This window comes from Aquiflexum sp. TKW24L (assembly GCF_023502205.1).
GTDB lineage: Bacteria > Bacteroidota > Bacteroidia > Cytophagales > Cyclobacteriaceae > Cognataquiflexum.
The window spans coordinates 40,477-58,750 of the sequence record NZ_JAMFLG010000016.1; the positions used below are offsets into that span (position 1 = coordinate 40,477).

The 18,274-nt window shown below is 40.4% G+C and carries 13 protein-coding genes; 7 read left to right on the forward strand and 6 right to left on the reverse strand.

The features are described from left to right. Positions 1 to 93: 93 nt before the first annotated feature. On the reverse strand, positions 94 to 2,496 hold the full coding sequence (locus M3O96_RS12055) for an arylsulfatase (RefSeq protein WP_249720845.1): 2,403 nt from the start codon (positions 2,494 to 2,496) through the stop codon (positions 94 to 96). A gap of 377 nt (positions 2,497 to 2,873) precedes the next feature. On the opposite strand from M3O96_RS12055, the gene M3O96_RS12060 reads away from it, so the two are divergent. Beyond that, positions 2,874 to 4,283 carry an aldehyde dehydrogenase family protein gene (locus M3O96_RS12060; RefSeq protein WP_349630844.1) on the forward strand — a complete coding sequence of 470 codons (1,410 nt, stop codon included), beginning with the start codon at positions 2,874 to 2,876 and terminating at the stop codon, positions 4,281 to 4,283. A gap of 124 nt (positions 4,284 to 4,407) precedes the next feature. Next, the gene (locus M3O96_RS12065) at positions 4,408 to 5,622 is read left to right on the forward strand and encodes an iron-containing alcohol dehydrogenase (RefSeq protein ID WP_249720847.1); all 1,215 of its coding nucleotides are present in this window, start codon (positions 4,408 to 4,410) and stop codon (positions 5,620 to 5,622) included. Positions 5,623 to 5,795: 173 nt separating this feature from the next. On the opposite strand, the gene M3O96_RS12070 is transcribed toward M3O96_RS12065, so the two are convergent. From M3O96_RS12070 to M3O96_RS12090, 5 genes are all read right to left on the reverse strand, one after another. After that, positions 5,796 to 6,992 carry a BamA/TamA family outer membrane protein gene (locus M3O96_RS12070; RefSeq protein WP_249720848.1) on the reverse strand — a complete coding sequence of 399 codons (1,197 nt, stop codon included), beginning with the start codon at positions 6,990 to 6,992 and terminating at the stop codon, positions 5,796 to 5,798. Positions 6,993 to 7,188: 196 nt separating this feature from the next. Beyond that, a complete protein-coding gene (locus M3O96_RS12075) occupies positions 7,189 to 8,256 on the reverse strand; it encodes a formylglycine-generating enzyme family protein (protein WP_502798913.1) in 1,068 nt (355 codons plus the stop codon). 137 nt (positions 8,257 to 8,393) lie between these two features. Beyond that, positions 8,394 to 8,855, reverse strand: coding sequence for a hypothetical protein (locus M3O96_RS12080; RefSeq protein ID WP_249720849.1), 462 nt, complete (start codon positions 8,853 to 8,855; stop codon positions 8,394 to 8,396). Between the two features lie 40 nt (positions 8,856 to 8,895). Further along, on the reverse strand, positions 8,896 to 9,498 hold the full coding sequence (locus M3O96_RS12085; RefSeq protein ID WP_249720850.1) for a hypothetical protein: 603 nt from the start codon (positions 9,496 to 9,498) through the stop codon (positions 8,896 to 8,898). A 4-nt stretch (positions 9,499 to 9,502) separates the two neighbouring features. After that, positions 9,503 to 10,141: a DUF4136 domain-containing protein gene (locus M3O96_RS12090; RefSeq protein ID WP_249720851.1), complete on the reverse strand. Its 639-nt coding sequence runs from the start codon at positions 10,139 to 10,141 to the stop codon at positions 9,503 to 9,505. Positions 10,142 to 10,334: 193 nt separating this feature from the next. Here M3O96_RS12090 and M3O96_RS12095 point away from each other — a divergent pair, with 193 nt between their 5' ends. The 5 genes from M3O96_RS12095 (at position 10,335) to M3O96_RS12115 (ending at position 17,603) form a co-directional block, all read left to right on the forward strand. After that, on the forward strand, positions 10,335 to 11,498 hold the full coding sequence (locus M3O96_RS12095; protein WP_249720852.1) for a helix-turn-helix domain-containing protein: 1,164 nt from the start codon (positions 10,335 to 10,337) through the stop codon (positions 11,496 to 11,498). A 198-nt stretch (positions 11,499 to 11,696) separates the two neighbouring features. Continuing rightward, complete coding sequence (locus tag M3O96_RS12100) at positions 11,697 to 12,851, forward strand: helix-turn-helix domain-containing protein (protein WP_249720853.1); 1,155 nt, start codon at positions 11,697 to 11,699, stop codon at positions 12,849 to 12,851. 124 nt (positions 12,852 to 12,975) lie between these two features. Beyond that, positions 12,976 to 15,066 (forward strand): alkyl/aryl-sulfatase, encoded by a 2,091-nt coding sequence (locus M3O96_RS12105; RefSeq protein WP_249720854.1) that lies wholly within the window; start codon positions 12,976 to 12,978, stop codon positions 15,064 to 15,066. 355 nt (positions 15,067 to 15,421) lie between these two features. Beyond that, positions 15,422 to 16,660 (forward strand): BamA/TamA family outer membrane protein, encoded by a 1,239-nt coding sequence (locus M3O96_RS12110; RefSeq protein ID WP_249720855.1) that lies wholly within the window; start codon positions 15,422 to 15,424, stop codon positions 16,658 to 16,660. 136 nt (positions 16,661 to 16,796) lie between these two features. After that, positions 16,797 to 17,603 carry a DUF2490 domain-containing protein gene (locus M3O96_RS12115; RefSeq protein ID WP_249720856.1) on the forward strand — a complete coding sequence of 269 codons (807 nt, stop codon included), beginning with the start codon at positions 16,797 to 16,799 and terminating at the stop codon, positions 17,601 to 17,603. Positions 17,604 to 18,274 lie beyond the last annotated feature (671 nt).

Below are 18,274 nucleotides of genomic sequence, written 5' to 3' on the forward strand. Positions count from 1 at the left end.
AGGAGATTACCGCAGTAAATGCTCCCTAAAATTCTTCCAGAATACATTTGAACCAACTTGGTACGACATGTATATTTATTAAAACCCTTTTTTTTAATCTATAATTGGTGGAGGGGTGTTGCTTTTAGCATTTTCTCCATTGCGTTGCACAGTTACTTTTTTAATTTCACCGCTAAACTTGCTTGACGGGCCATAGTCGGCGACGGGTGTTCCTAAATCAACTCCCACATCTGCCAAATCAACCACTCCGAAAATGCTAGGTTGAGTCCGTTCAATTCTTCCTTCTCCCACTTTTTCACCATCAATTAGAATAGTGCCAATACCACCGCGGCCGGGCCCACCTCCATCATACTTAAAATCAAAGCCAAGGGTGTGTTTTCCTGGTGGCAATGACTGCGTGGAAGTTAAGGTAGTCGAATTCAAGCCGAACAAATTATAAGTAAAGGAAGGTTTACCATTTTTAATGTAAAAAGATAATCCTCCAAATCGGCCACCTTGGCAAACCATAACCCCATTTGCGTTAGGTCCTACTTCTACTTCTGAAGTTATGGTGTAGGATGTATTTTGTAAATTAATGAAAACATCCACGCCAAGTCCCTTCATATCCTTCGTAAGTGTCATCGAAGTTCTATTCCCAAGCAACGTGGGCCTACCAGCCATCTCGGCTATCATTCGCTCCAACCTTCGGTCGTCTATTGGTAGTACATGGTATTTCTCTGCTTCTTTCATAAAGAGGGCTTGCATATCCTTAAGCCTATTGGGATCTGTTTTTGAAAGATCATTAGACAAGCTGAAGTCCTCTTTGGTATTGTACAGTTCCCATACATCATTTTGAAGGGTATTGTATGGTTCAGGAAGAAAAGGAGCCGCGTGAATGGTGCGGGCATACCAACCATCCTGATAAATAGCCCGGTTACCACCCATTTCAAAATATTGCACCGAATGTTGTTCGGGTGCGTCCCCGTTGTCGAATGAATACGCAAGGCTGGTACCTTCAATAGGGTCTTGAGCAATCCCATTTACCATTTTAGGAGAAGGGATTCCTGTTACTTCATAAATTGTTGGAGCCACATCACTTACAAAACCGAATTGATTTCTCATTTCACCCTTGGCTTTTATGCCCTTAGGCCAATGTACCACCATTCCATTTCGGCTTCCTCCAAAATCTGAAGCTACCTGCTTTGTCCAAGTAAAAGGGCTATTGGTAGCCACTGCCCATCCTGAAGCCATGTGTGGGATGGTGCTTTCTGTGCCCCATTCGTCATAAAGCTTCATCATATCTTCCACACTTTCCTTTACGCCGTTGAAGTAGGTCCATTCATTGAACATACCTGTTTGTTGACCTTCACCGCTGGATCCATTATCACCTGCGATAAAGAAAATGATGGTATTGTCTAATTCACCCATTTCTTCAATGGCATCTATCAAACGCCCAATCTCATAATCGGTATGCTCGGCAAACCCTGCAAAAACCTCCATCTGACGGGCAAATAATTTTTGTTCAATCGGTGATAAATTGGCCCAATCCTGAATTTCTTTTGGCTTTGGAGCTAACTTGGTATTTGCCGGTACAATACCCAATTTTTTCTGGCGCTCCAGAATTTCTTCACGCAATACATCCCATCCTTTGTCGAATTTGCCTTTGTATTTAGCAGAATACTCTTTAGGGGCATGATGAGGTGCTCTTGTACCTGCAGGTGCATAGTACAAAAAGAATGGTTTGTCCGGCTGCAAGGATTGCTGCTGACTCACCCATGAAATGGCCTTATTAGTCATATCATTGGTAAAGTGATAACCGGCATAGTTGGGGGTTTCTATCATGGTTACCCCATCATAAATGACTGGCGCCCAGTTGTTGGTAATTCCACCAAGGAAGCCATAAAATTTCTCAAAGCCTGAATGGGTTGGCCATCTGTCTTGTGGTCCATTGCTTGATTTTTCCCAAGTAGGCGTTTCATGACTTTTTCCAAATTGCGCCGTATTGTATCCGTTTTGTCTGAGCACTTCGGCCAAAGGTGTAACGGACTGAGGGCGGACAGAGCTATAACCTGGATAGGTAGTTGCCAATTCTGTAATTATTCCAAGGCTGACTGAGTGTGGATTGTATCCTGTAAGCAGTGCTGCCCTCGTTGGGGTGCAAAGTGAAGTTGTGTGGAATCTGTTATATGTCAAGCCATTTTTGGCTAGACGGTCGAGTGTTGGCATATATGCCGGACCGCCAAATGTTTCGGGAACAGCAAAACCCGTGTCATCCATCAAAATTATAACTACGTTTGGTGCATCTTTCGGAGCGGTAACTTCAAATCTTGAAGGAGGTGTAGTGTTGCGCACATCGAGTTCACTGTACCTAACCCTTTCAGGTTGTTTGATGGGTAGTACTGTTCGGTCTATGCCGTCCGGACTGGCAACCGTTGTGGTCTCGGTCTGCTTGGGTTCACATGCCAAAAATACCGCAAGGCTAGACATAAGTGACAGTTGTAATAATCGAATTTTCATACGTGAATATTTAATTGAGATTTTTTAAAATTTACTTACCAAGAATCTTTTTACTATCTGAAGTATGCTCGGAATCCCGAGAGTTTCAGGAAAAGCGCATGTAAAAACAATAGGCATTTTTGACGAAATATGAAAAGCTAGGTTTTGCCTTTTACGTTTAGAAATTTCTCTTTTTTCAATTTTTTAGGAAATTTTGTTTAATCTTCAAACTTATTGTTTCCCGAAAAGAAACTTTGGATAATCTTGCCAAATTTCGAGGAATGTTGGAAGCATTATAGGAATGAATACCACTTAGGATTTCAAAAAGATTGGTTTCTAAAAATTAAGGTTGAAAATTGTTGTCTTATCAAATTTTAGAAAAAATGGAAGTTGAATTGATGAAAACCGAAATAGATAGGGTTTTCGACTTGCAAAAAACTCATTCTTTAAATATGAGATCCAGCACTGCCGATGAAAGAATCGGACTGTTGCGCAGTCTACACGACTGGGTTTTGAGCCATAGGGGGGATATTCAAAAAGCAATGTATGCGGATTACCGCAAACCCTACACAGAGACCGATATTTCTGAGATTTACCCGGTGGTTTCCGAAGCCAAGCACACCATTAAGCACCTTAAGAGTTGGATGAAAACAAAAAGGGTTCCTACCCCCGTTACTTTTTTGGGTACAAAGGCATCGATCCAATATGAACCAAAAGGGTCATGTCTCATTATTGCACCATGGAACTATCCATTCAATCTCGCAATATGCCCAATGGTATCTGCTTTGAGTGCCGGTTGTACTGTCATGATAAAGCCTTCGGAAATGACACCGCATACCTCTGCGCTGATCAAACAGATGATCGACGAGCTTTTCAATGAAAACCTGGTTAGCGTAATTGAAGGTGGACTTGAAGCTAGTCAGCTACTTCTTGCCAAACCCTTCGATCACATCTTTTTTACCGGAAGTCCTATGGTTGGGAAGATTGTAATGAGATCCGCCTCTGACCATCTTGGTTCTGTAACCTTGGAACTGGGTGGAAAATCGCCTGTAATCATAGCGCCGGATGCCGACTTAAAGGACGCTGCCCGGAAAATCGCTTCAACAAAATTTATCAACTGTGGTCAGACATGTGTAGCACCTGATTTTGTTTTGGTACCAAAATCCTTACGGGATGAATTTGTCCAAAATTTAAACGAAGCCATTGATACGTTGTATGTCAGTGAGGGGCAAGGAGTAGAAAAAAGTCCAGACTATGGCAGAATCGTCAATGAGAGGCATTTCAATCGACTCAATCAATTGGTAGAGGAGGCCTGTAAAAACGGTGCCACACTTGCCAAAGGAGGTAAAAATATCCCGGAAGAAAATTTTATAGAACCGACTATCCTGACGATGGTCAAAGATTCTATGATGGTCATGGAAGAAGAAATATTCGGCCCCATATTACCCATCATGGACTATGAAAACATAGATGATGCCCTGAATTTTATCAACAAAATGCCTAAACCCTTGGCTCTTTATGCATTTTCTAAGAGTGATAAGAAGCTGGGATATATTTTCACCAAGACCAGCTCAGGTGGTGCTGTCGCCAATGACTGTGTGTTGCATTTTATCCATCCTGAGCTTCCTTTTGGAGGGGTGAACAATTCAGGGATCGGTAAGTCACATGGCCATTTTGGATTTTTGGAATTTACCAACCAAAAATCAGTCCTCAAGCAAAGGGTCGGCTTCACCGCAGTAACACCTTTATTTCCACCCTATAACAAAACAAAAGAAATATTAATTGATGGCCTCTTAAAGTGGTTTTGAAAAGGATTCTGAACCCTCTTAACTCAAGTAATTTTTAGAGGTTTCCGTTTTTTATTTCCCCTTACAGATCATTGCAACCTTTGTTTTGATTGATTTTCCTCAATTTAAAATCTTAAATACTGAAATGAAAAATTTATTGCTAAGCTCCTATTACAGGATATATCAAACAGGTTTTAAATTAGCGATGCCATTGCTTCCCTGGCGCAAACCTGTGCTGCTGGAAGGCCCTGGATGTGTAAAGAAAGTGCCAAGCTTACTTGAAGAATTAAAAATTAAAAATGTTCTGATCGTGACAGACAGTACTTTGATGAAGTTGGGGTTATTGGATAACTTGATTAGAACACTTGGCGTCAATGGCTGCAAATATGCTGTTTTTGATAAAACCGTACCGGATCCAACCATTGAAAATGTCGAAGAGGCACTGAAACTTTATCATCAGTATGATTGTAAAGCCATCATTGCATTTGGAGGGGGATCTCCTATGGATTGTGCCAAAGCAGTTGGCGCGAGAGTCAGCCGTCCAAATAAGCCTATTTCAAAAATGAAAGGCGTTTTGAAAGTAATCTTTAAGATTCCAACATTGATTGCGATACCTACTACTGCTGGAACAGGCAGTGAGATAACGTTGACTGCGGTGATAAGCAATAGTGATACCCACGAAAAATATCCTATCAATGATTTCAGCCTTATCCCAAATTATGCAGTACTAGATCCTGAGCTCACGTTAAAACTTCCTCCTCATATCACTGCGGCTACAGGTATGGATGCCATGACCCACGCCGTGGAAGCATATATTGGAAGAAGCAATACCAAGGAGACAAAAAAAGCTGCTTTGGATGCAATTTCACTCATCCATCAAAACTTGCTGCAGGCTTACAATAATCCAAGTGATATAAAAGCGAGGGCAGCGATGCTAAAAGGTTCATATCTGGCAGGCGTTGCTTTTACCAGAGCTTATGTTGGATATGTTCATGCGATTGCACATACGATAGGGGGATTCTATGGAATACCCCATGGTCTGGCAAATGCTGTAATTATGCCCCATGTCTTGGAGTTTTATGGCAGTGCAGCAAGCAACAGACTTGCAGAACTTGCAAACCATATTGGAATCGGAAAAGAAAGTAAAACCAACTCACAGAAAGCACAGGCTTTTATTCAGTACCTAAGGGATTTGAACAAAAAAATGACTATTCAAAGCCATATTGAGGAAATCCAAAAAAGTGATTTGCCGGAAATGATAAGCCGGGCGTTGGCAGAAGCCAACCCGCTATACCCTGTACCTCGGATTTTGTTTAGGGAAGATTTGGAAAAACTTTATATGAAAATTAAGGGCAAATAAAACTTATCTATGGGAGAAACCCCGGGTTACATTCCTAACCTGGGGTTGTTTTTTAGGATCGTTTGACACCAATGTTTGTGTCTCTTAAAACATCCATCATTCTGAATTATTAATTCTTCATTTTTTCTTGCTTCTTGTCAACTTCGTACTTCCTCCCTCATCCTTCCTCCTTTTCAAAAACTCTCGTTCACATTCAGGTAAAAACCGGAGTTGCCTTTTTGGCCCCAACCATAATCTGCTGTGATTGTGGTGCGGTTTTTCTTATTGATCATGACTCGGAGGCCTAGTCCATATCCGGGATTGAATTGTTCGAAAAGTTTCTCATTGATGTCTCTGCTACTGAAGCTAGCGGCATTGACGAAGACGGTTCCTCCAAACGTCTCTTTTTCTTTTTGTAATGGAAAGCGGTATTCCGCTTCGGTGTAGACCATGCTTTCACCCCGAAACCTACCTTGGGCATAGGCTCTTCCTGACCTTCCAAACATATCCCATCCGATCGAGGGTAGGTTCATGTAAGGGAGGTTACCGGTGACAAGAAAATTGCCCATTCCCCAAACTGCGATCAGATGTCTTTTCCTACTTTGGCTAAGGTTGAAATAGTGACGGTAATCCATTAGCAATGTGCTTGAGGATTGGTCTGAACCAAGGAAAGTAGGGTTGATCTTGTAGGAGAGGAGGGCAAAGTTTTTTTCGTAAGGGGAGACAATAATATCCCGGTTTTCCATGATGGCATTGAAGGTTATTCCTGACAGTACATACCTATCGGTCGAAAAGCCCCTTACCAGGTTGTACGCATCATGCGAAAATTCGAGAGTAGGAGAGGTCCCTTCGTTGGTAAAACTATTAATCTTCGAGTGAAGGTCAAAATGATAGCCCATACCCAGATAAAATTTGGAATCCCCGATTCTCCTTAAAACTGTTTCATAAAAACGGATCAGGTTGAAATCCATCTGCTGCTCTCCACGCCATACCCCAGGTCTTGCCGGATCTTCTCCCGGAATGTTCGGAGCGCTGCTGCCAAGTCCAAAAGTGGGTTGGGAGGTGATGAAATACCTCCAGTCTCCGACCAAGATCCATTTGTTCTTATCCAAAAAGATGTTGCTTCTTGAGCTGAAAATCCATTGTTTTTTGGTTGTGTATAGGAAATTACCGACAAGGTTTGACATTTTGGTGTCTGCAGGGTTCCCCATATACCAAGTAGCGGAGGGAGCGAGGCCAAACATCCAACCATTTGCCGGATTGGAACCTACAGCCGGCAAAGGCACCCATTTGAATTCATGGATTTTATTGGGTGTGTAAACTGTAGTATCCTGGGCTTTCAATTCCTGAAAAATGCCCAAAAATATAATGATCACAGAGAGTACCTTCATGGTGGCGTAGGGTGGATGGTTTGGGGTATTATTTCTAAATACAAATTTTACTTAGAATGGGTCAAAGCAAGTGATCAAATGCAAACTGATAAGGAAAACGCGCACAGCTATATTGAATGTACTGAATAATTTTCTAAAAAGGAAAATGAGCAGTCAGTATCAATGGACCTGCGATATTGAAGTTTTCGTTTGGTAATTATTTCGCATCTGCCACGCACCTGAATCCTACATTGGAGGTGCCACTGTCATTAGCATGTCCTTGCCTTGCAGATGGCCTGTAATTGATGCAATAATCATCCGCACAGAGAAACGAACCTCCTTTGATGACCTTTTCAATGGCATATGGATTGTCAGGGTTATAACATTTGCTGACTGCACTATCCAATGCCGGAGCCTCACCTGACATCCTGAGAAAGGTAGCCGCATCAAACCAGTCACTCGTCATTTCCCATACATTGCCGATGATGTCATAGAGACCAAAATCGTTTGGCGGAAAGCTTTTGACTGGAGCTGTGCCCAAAAAACCGTCCCTTCCTTCATTGGAATGAGGAAAATCTCCCTGGAACGTATTGGCCATAAACTGACCATTTGGCTGAAAGTCCACACCCCATGCATAGCGTTGGCTTTCTTTACCTCCCTTAGCGGCATATTCCCATTCTGCTTCTGTAGGCAGCCTCTTTCCGGCCCATTTGGCATAAGCCTCAGCATCTTCATCCGCCATATGGACGACAGGATGGTTTTCTTTTCCTTTGATATTACTTCCGGGACCTTCGGGATGTTTCCAACTTGCACCGTCCACCCATTTCCACCAAAGGCTCAGGTCATTTGTTTGGGTCGAAACAGCTTGGGCAGGAGGAGAAAAAACCAAAGAACCAGGTTGCATGTCCTTATCTGCTGGTCGAGGTGTTCCAGGAGGAAGCTGAACTTTCATTTCTTCCCAGTCTAAGGGTCGCTCGGCCACTGTCACGTAACCTGTTTCTTCTACAAACTTGGCATATTGAGCATTGGTCACTTCTGTCACATCCATCCAAAAACCTTTGACTTCCTTCCTGACTGCAGGTCGTTCTACATGATAAGAATCCTTCTCATTGGTACCCATTGTAAAAGCACCTCCTTCAATCCATACCATTCCTTCCTTCGAAAAATCTGAGGCTTGTTTTACTTCATTCTTTGTCACTTTGACTTCATTTCCCTTTGGATTGCATTGTGAAAAAAGAAATACTGTCAACAAAATAGGTAGAGCTGAATTGTGGAATTTTCTCATTGGTGGGTGTAGATTTGGTTTTTTGAAGGTAGGGTAGTCCATGAATATTAAAAATATTCAATTTTGGATCAAAGAACAAAAAAACCTGCTCCTCAATATAAGGAACAGGTTATTACTTGTTTCAAAGCCAAATTAAATTATAGCTCACCAATAAATGGAAGGCTTTCAGTAATAGCCAGAAGGATTGTATTTTGAACGTAATTTTCCAATTGGACAAATTTCGCTGCATTGATCGCACCAATAGATTTCTTTACATTTTTGTAATGCTTGGCGGTAAGTGCGTTGAGACCTGCATTATTTTTCATGGCCTTAAGGGCTATTTGATCAGCGTCTGTTTCAGTAAGATTTGGCAACTTTTCAAGGTACTCATTGATAATAAGGATTCTTGCCTTCATCAGCTCTCTTCTTTCTACTTCATAGGCTTCATAGACTGGCCAAAATGGGGAATCAGCAGGCAGTGCCATATATTGTTCTACCAATGCACGCTTTTCCATTCCAAACGCTGATTGGATAAGTTTAATCTCGTCGTTGATTTGCTGTGCATTGCTGATCAGTGGCAGAGCAAATAAGATCAATAGGGCAAATAATTTTGTTTTCATAAGAGGTTTTTAAATTGAAGTAAAGATTAGTTTGTATTAATTATTTGTTAAAATTTAGCATTACAAATCCGAGATTGAATCCCATCATCGAATGTGCCCGCATGTCGGCGTTTTCGAAAGTTTGATAATATTTTGAAGATAACTTAATTCCTACATAATCACTTAGCTGGTAGATTGCACCTATTTCAGGACGGATAATAAACTGCCTAGCTTCGTTTTTATCCACAAATATCCCCATGCTGACAGTCTGGGTATTGATGCCAAGACCCGCACCCATGGCCACGAAAGGCTTAAATGGTTTATCAGCATTAAAAATATAGATCACCGATGCCATTATTGGAGTGATTTTAAGGTACCTGTGTTGTATTCCGCTCAGGGAGGCTGTTCCCTGTTCAAAAATTTGGTTCGGAACTTCCTCGTAGAAATTCATAGTTCCAAATTCCACACCGTATCCCAAGTTATTTTCATTCATTTTATAGAATTCAAAATTGGCTCCACGACCTGTAAAGGTTTCCGTAAAATCTGCTGTTCCACCCAAAGGCATAGCAGGAGCAAAATTCAGCTTAATCATGGTTCCCTGACCGAAAACGGGTAAGGCAAGCACACTCATAACTACTACTGAGAAGTATAGGTATAATTTCATAAAATCACTTTTGGATGTAAGGAGATTGGATAAATGCCTGATTTACCCCGGCTACAGCCCGGTCGGTATTGCTGGTTTGTGACCCGGTCAGCGCACCGTTGACAATTACTACCCAATCCACTTCTAGCTGCTTGGTCGTTGAAACATTTTTCATATTGACCAATTGGATAAACAAAGACCCTGTGGATACCGAGGTAACTACTGCAGGCTGGTATGCTGGATAAATCCAGCCCAGACCGGCTCCCAGATTTGGATACCACCAATCCCAAAACCACCAACTATAATCGAATATCAAGGAATTACTTTCAGGTACTGTAGGTAATAAGATATAGTCAGGATTATCAAACTGGCTGACCTGGGTAAATCCTCTGGCGCGCATGTTTGTCCTTATGGCCCCAAGAATACTTCTGCCTGCAACAAAATCTATAAACGGTGGCTGTTGCCCGGGTTGGATGGGATTTTCAGTGACGATTACCACATTATCCGGAATGGCAAAAGTGGTCCCTTGAGAGAAATCGAATGTTGGATTAAAATTGGTATATACTACGTCAAGCGTGGTGACATCTTCAGGAAGATCAGGAGCGCATCCAAACGTGGCAATCAATCCAAATACAAAAGCAATATGTGAGAATTGGGACTTCATTAATAGTGGTGAATTTTAAATAATAAAACGAATTTCAAATGTATGAATAGTTTTTTGATAAAAGCAAAACAACCAATTTTGTGATGGTATTATCCTGAGAAGATTTTAGGAAAATTGGCAAAGTTCTGACAATTGGAATTTTAATATATAATTTGCAATTTCAAATTGCAGTAACTTATAAATGCATTTAAGTATGGAAGTAGCCCTAGATTGGAAAAACTTTTTTTACATCTTTTCGCAGTTTGTCGGATTTTTGGTTGGATTGGTCTTGATTTATTTTGGTTTCAAAAAAAATCCCCAAAACATCCTTCTTGGCTTTAATTTTTTGGTTCTCACCTATAGTTCCTTTATCATTTGGCTCATCACCACCTCTTATTTTGTTTATTTTCCACAGTTATATAGGACGGGAAACTTTACAGGACTTCTATTTATGCCCATGATGTATTTGTACATCCGGATGGTAGTGTCGGGCAAAAAGCTCCAATGGAGAGATTCTTTGCATCTTATCGTTCCCTTAATGTTTTTGGTAGATTACTGGCCAGTTCTTATTTTGGATAGCAGTGAGAAACTGGCGCTTATCCGATCCGAGATTTCCAACCCTGCATTATTTACTTCTTTTAATCAATCACGATTTTTTCCTGATGGTTTTTATACTCCTTTTAGATCTGTAGTTCTGTCTATATATTGGATTCTATCCGTCTATTGGGTGAGGCAGGGGACTAAGAAAATTGACAAAGAGGGGTTTGCAAAAGAGTGGCTCGCCTGGATAAAGGTTTTTTTGGTTTTGGAATTTTTCGTCTTCTTTCCATTTTTCATGCTTTTCTGGACGATAAAGCCTATTGCCGCTTATCATTTGGTACACATTACAATTGTGATTCTCAATTTGACTACCGGTTTATCCCTGATGTTTTTTCCAAAAATACTTTATGGTTTGGACAAAGATTTATTTATCCAACACCTTAAAAAGCAAAAGTCAAAAACAGAAATCATGGACAATCTTCCTGTCGAGAAATCCACTGAGATTGAAAATAAAGTAAAAACTGCGCTTGAAGAAAATAAAAGGTACCTGCAGCATGGTTATTCTATCCATGACCTGTCAGAGGATACAGGGATTCCCACCTACCTGCTTACAATGTATATCAATAAGGTATTGGATTCAAGTTTTACAGACCTGATTAATAAAAAAAGGATAGAAGAATGTTGTCTATTAATGGCTTCTGGGAAATACCCGCATTTGGCTATTGAAGGATTTGCAACCCTATGCGGGTTCAACAACCGCAATTCATTTTCCCTGGCATTCAAGAAGTTTAAGGATATGTCTCCCTCTGCTTTTTACAAACTCAAATCAATTAAGTAAACCTATTTGTTTATCTAAAGCCAATTTTTAAATATATAACGCGTCAATTTCAACGAATAAAATTCTCTTCAAAAGTTTATTTTTTTGAAAATTAAGTAAAAAGTACCCTTTAATTTTTCGTGATATTTACCAAATTTCGATAATTAATTATGGAAATGGAATATATTGTATCCATAAAGACCTCTTGTTACTTATTTTATGGAAATAACCTCCGTAAACCTCTTTTTCCTTTTCTCGATGTTTATTGGTTCCCTGGTTGGACTGGTTTTGATTTATTTTGGGTTTCAAAAAAACCGCCAAAACATCCTGCTTGGCATTAATTTTTTATTGCTTACCTACATGTCTTTGATTGTATGGCTTATTACATCAGGATATTACCATCATTTTCCATTTTTGTACAGAACAGGTAATGTGGTAGCCTTCCTATTTATGCCCTTAATGTATATGTATATCCGCATGGTATTGACAGGAAGGGGAATTACAAGTAAAGACCTTATTCACTTACTTCCTGTGTTGGTGTTTATAGTGGATTTTTGGCCTGTTTTTATGCTGGATAATGTTGAAAAACAGTTTTTGATCCAATCAGAAATTTCTAACCCTGTTTTGTTTACAAGCTATAGCCAAAGCCGATTTTTTTCTTTTGATTTCTATACACCTTTCAGATCACTTGTCTTGGCGGTTTATTGGGTTGCTTCAATCATCCTGGTTTGGACCTATTCTAAAAAACAAGATATTAAGGGTTTTGCCAAGGAGTGGTTTGTGTGGATTAAGATTTTCTTGGGAATGGAGTTTATGGTCTTTTTCCCCTTCCTTTTCTTGTTTTGGGCAATTGACCCTTTGACTAATTTTTTTCTTATTCATCTGACTATTGTGATTATAACCACGATTACCGGGTTTTCTTTGGTGTTTTTCCCAAAGATTTTATATGGTATGGACAAGCAGCTTTTCGAAGAACAAACAGTAAAAGCCAAACCCGAAAAGACGGAGCACCTTTCAGACCAAAAGGCAAAAGAGATTGAATCCAAACTCGAACTTGTCTTAAAAAGGGATAAGAAGTTTCTTCTTCCCGGCTATTCCATTCATTCCTTGGCTGCAGATACTGATATCCCTGTATATATACTTACGCTTTATATCAACCACCACCTCAACAGCAATTTTTCTGATTTGATCAATCAAAAGAGAATAGCCGAATCCTGTAAGCTGATTGAGTCTGGCAAGTTTGACCATCTGTCTCTAATCGGCCTTGCTGAAAAATCGGGATTTAGTAACAGGAACTCTTTTACCCTTGCCTTTCAAAAGTTCAAAAATATTTCTCCTTCAGTTTACATCAAATCCTTAAAGGCAAAAGCCTGAAATAAATCTCGCCAATTTTGATTAATTATTGGCATCAAAGTCAAGCCAAAATTATTTTACACTTATGGCCGTAGTAGATTTATATGTTATTTATAATTTAAAAACATATAAAAAATTTATGGGCATGAAACCAGTTTATAAAACCCTAATGATTGCGTTTTTGGTGGTGATATTATTCAGCCAATTCGGTTGTAATAATCAGAATACCGAATCTTCAGGAACTGATTTAAGTGTGAGTGACCACTTTGATCCAAAAGGAAAAGGTCCATCCAAATACACTTTAGATATTTGGGAAAATTGGAAAAAAACGTTGCCTTTTGATGACAAGCGGGATTTTGAAGAAGCTCAGAATGGCTTTATTGCTGCTCCGGACTTCCGACAGATCAAAAACGCTGCAGGCGATGTTGTTTGGGATATCGGTCGATATGATTTTTTGCTTCAAAACCAGGATTTCAAAACCATCCATCCTTCCCTTCAGAGAATAGCAACCCTAAATATGGGTTATGGTTTGTATAAAGTAACTGATGGGATCTATCAGGTTCGTGGGTTTGATTTATCGAATATGACCTTGATTGAGGGAAAAACCGGTTGGATCCTTCTAGATGTTTTGATTTCGCGCGAAACAGCTGCCGCAGCATTAAAGTTTGCAAATGAACAGTTGGGTGAAAGACCAGTAAGTGCAGTGATTTACTCTCATTCCCATGTTGACCATTTTGGTGGGGTGCGTGGAGTTATCAATGAAGAAGATGTCATTTCGGGAAAGATAAAAGTTATTGCTCCGGAAGGATTTATGAATTTTGCCGTATCAGAAAACGTGATCGCAGGCAATGCCATGAACAGAAGGTTGTTTTATCAATATGGAGTGCTTCTACCTGTTAGTCCCTATGGACATGTCGATCAGGCATTATCAAAGAACGCATCTAAGGGCATGGTAGGCCTTATTGCACCAACTATTTCTATCAGCAAACCTGTGGAGGAACACACCATTGATGGTGTCAAGATGATATTCCACAATACCCCTAATACTGAAGCACCGGTAGAAATGAATACTTATTTTCCGGAGAAGAAGGCATTGTGGATGGCAGAGAATGTAACTGCAACCATTCATAACATTTATACCTTAAGGGGGGCTTTGGTACGGGATGCCTTGACTTGGTCCAAAAAAATATCTGAGGCACTCTATATGTTTGGGGTTGATGCGGACGTGATGTTTGCCTCACATCATTGGCCAAGATGGGGAAATGAAAGGGTACAAGAAGTACTTCGAACTCAGAGAGATACCTATGGCCATATTCACAATACTGTTTTGAACTTAGCCAATCAAGGAGTAAGTGTCAATGAAGTTCATAACGTTTACGAAGTGCCGTCTGGCTTACAAAAGCAGTGGGCTGCAAGGTCTTACCATGGTTCTGTGGAGCATAACAGCCGGGCAATTATCAACAGGTATTTAGGCTATTGGGATGCCAACCCACTTACATTGATTCCTTTGCCGGAAAGAGAATCTGCACCGTTATTTGTTGAAATGATGGGCGGTGCCGGACCAATTATCGAAAAGGGAAAGGAACTTTTCGAAGAAGGAAAGTATAAGCATGCTGCGGAGATTTTGAACAAATTGGTTTTTGGAGAACCGGAAAACCAAGAAGCAAAAGACCTTTTGGCTGATTGTTATGAGCAAATCGGCTATCAACAAGAAAGTACCAGCGTTAGGAATAGTTTCTTGGCAGGAGCCTATGAACTTAGAAACGGAATTCCAGGTGGAACACCACCATCATCTGTTACCCCTGATGTCATTCGTGCTATGAGTACTGAAACATGGCTGGATTTTCTTGGTGTCAAACTTAACAGTAAAAAGGCAGAAGGTATTAACTTCAAGATGAACATCATTACCCCTGACAACAATGAAAAATTCTTAGTCGAGCTTAGCAACTCTACACTGTCTAACCTTAAAGGGTTTACCGCCAAAAACGCAGATATCACCCTTACCTTGAACCGTACAGATCTCAATCTGGCGATGATGGGTGTCAAAACCTTTGAGGATTTACTGAAAGAAGGAAAAGCCAAAGTAGATGGAAATCCGCAGATTCTTGCGCAATTGGTCGGCATGTTGGATGAATTTGACCCACGCTTTGAAATCCTCCCAGGTACAAAGAAGGATAAGTTTCAACCGGCAAAAGCTGATGGTGGATTCGATGAGCCTGCTTTTGTTGAAGATTGATTTTAAATTTTATAATATGAATCCGCAATATTGCAAGAAGCCAAATATGGGAAGGATTAGCATGCTGTGGTCAGTGGACTGTCGTCCGTTGACGAGTATCCGCAATCTATAAGGCCTCTTCCAATCCAACTTGCAACATTGCGGATACTCACAAACTTTATTTCAATCCGAATATTTCTTTGGTAGCAAAATGATTTCCTATAATGGTTCTCAGAACCATTTTAGGAAATCTATTGGTATTCGCAGCTTACACTTCCATTTCTTGCAATGATTGCTAGAATAGATGCAAGAATACTTTAAATTCCAAATTCCTTGCCACTATATTACGTCGTTCAAAATTATATTTCTGCCAAAAATGAAAAAATCACTTACTGTTGTATTGTTATTTGGATTCCTGTTTTTTAGCCCCTTATTTATATTTGGCCAAGAGGAAGAGAAGGTTCCCGATAAAGTAGAGAAAAAGGAAAAGAAGGTGGATATAGCCTTTTTGCCGGTAATTGCTGCCAACCCTACTGTTGGGGTTTTATTTGGCGTGTTGCCGGGCCTTAATTGGAATATGGGCACACCCGAAGATACAAGAAACTCCACTGCCTTGATAGGTCTTTACTATACCACATTGAACCAGCTTTTTACTTCCATCCGTTCAAATGCCTTCACAAAAAATGACGGGTTTAATTTATTGACAGACATCCGTTTTAACCTCAACGCGCAACCTACTTATGGCCTAGGGTCAGTTTTGGATAGAAGCACCTTGGTGGGAGGAAACGATACCCCTTCCGACAACCCGTATCCCCCTTTTCAAGAACAGGAAATGATGTCTTTTAATAATTTTAGGTTGTATCAAACTGTTCAGAAAAGACACAAACAGACCAATTTATTTTATGGGATCGGTTATCATTTGGATATTTTCTGGAGCATTGATGACAAACAGCTTGATCTTGATGCCAACCCGCAGAGAATTACACATCATTACAGGTATCAGGAATTAAAAGGAATAAATACCGAAAAATATTCGCAGTCCGGCCTTTCGGCAAATGCCACGTTTGATAGCCGGGACAATGTAGTAAACCCCTATGTCGGACAATTGGCTGCTATTTCATTGAGGGCATTTCCTGAATTTTTGGGAAGCACCACAAACGCCTCCCAATTGTGGATGGAATATCGGACATACGTCAATCTGGATAAAAACCGCGCACGAAATGTGTTGGCTTTTTGGACCTACGGATGGTTTGTCACCAGCGGCACTTCGCCTTACCTTGCATTGCCGGCCATCGGATGGGACATGTTTGCCCGTTCGGGAAGGCCATTCACACAAGGAAGGATAAGGGGGGAAGACCTTATGTATGCAGAAACTGAATGGAGGTTTCCTTTGCAAAGAGAAAAGGATAAGTGGGGGGCTGTACTATTTGTGAATACCACCACCGCAAGCAGCAGAACTGAAAACATTAGTCTGGCAAATAATTTTGTCTTTGGATATGGAGGCGGATTGAGATTTATGATCAATGAGAAGAAAAGGGTGAATCTGGGACTTGATTATGGTTTTGGAGCAAATGGTGCACAGGGATTGTTTGTCAACCTCAATGAATACTTTTAACAAAACATTGGCTTCTAGAAAATAGATTTATAATTTGTTCGATTAAGGTAGAAGTGTGAAAAACATACCAAGGTCCGGGTACATAAATTTGGGGTGGAATTCTTTGTTAAAGCGTTTCAATCATCCTGCCTTGGCAATGAAACTCCTAGAAGGAAAAAGTACCAATGTAAAAATGGCCATTAGGATGTTTTTCACCTTTTCTATTTTTCTAATCGTTGATTTCCAAGTTCAAGCCCAATTTGCCAAGCCCCAATATTGGTTCGCCTACAACCACACAGGTAGGTTTACGGACAGATGGAGCTATGGATTTGACCTCAACCACCGGACCAACGGGATCATTCCTTTCAATTCCAGCCTCAGTGCCGCCAGGATGGGTATGACTTACCATACCAAAACAGGATTTCGTTTTACAGCGGGCTATGCGTGGTTTGGGACTTTTGTGCCCCAACAAGATCGCATCTGGCTGCATGAAAATAGGATTTACGAGCAGGCACAATATACCCACGGTAAAGGCAAGTTAAATTTCACCCACCGCATCCGTATCGAACACCGGTGGAGACAATTGTTTAAGGATGCTGTTTTGGATGAAACAGAGGTATTCCTCACAAACAGATACCGCTATCTTTTCCAGCTAGATGGCCCGATTGCGAGAAGACCCGATAGACTGACTTCCATCCGCTGGCAGGTGGCCAATGAGTTTTTTATCCATAACAAAGAGGAAATAGGATATATACTTTTTGACCAGAACAGGACTTTGGCTGGCATAATTATATCCCCTTCACGAAGTGTGAGCATGGCACTTTTATATCAGTTGATCCTGCAGCAGCAGCCTTTTTTGAAAGAAACGCGTGCCATCAATTCCTTTAGGATAACACTTTTTCATCAATTGGATTTCAGGAAAAGGAAGACCTTTAAGATTGAGGAAATACCGGTAATTGATTGAGCTTCTATCGGTTCCGTAGTCCACGCTACGTCGGACAGGTATTGAGATGTTCGAACCCCTCGGAGTGTATCATGAACGCAGGACACTAAAGTTCAACTCCGATTGTGCTGAACATTTGAAGTAAGGAATTGAAAATTCCAAAAAATAAAAAGGGCAGGATTACAAATCCCACCCAGTCAAACGCTTATTCTACGCAAATACGTGACAGTTAGTCACCATCAAAAAATATATGAATAAGGATTGAAAAAAAGCCTTTCGGACTATTGTTTGGTTTTAGTTTAAAATTGGTTGAAACTATCACTGCGTTTAAACAGATTACCTAAGATGCAAAATGTAATAGTAAATTTAACTAAGCTTCAGATCGATATAGAAGCAATAGCAGTTTTTAGAGAGGAGTCTGAGGGTTCTTATCCACGAATAAATTATTTTTCGCATCGTTTATAAAGCTTGTCGCAGTAAACTTTCAACGATAGATAAAAGGGTGTTTTTAAAAAGGTATTTTATTGGATATTTCAATGTTGTCAACTTGCCCTCTGGAAAATCCACTGAATGTAATGCTCGGTCGGGATTTTAGAATTGTAGAAGTAAATGGATTGATGGCTTCCTTCCCTCCTCCCAACTTAATCACCTCATACTTTTGATCTTTTCGGATTCTGTTTTCATGGACAGGG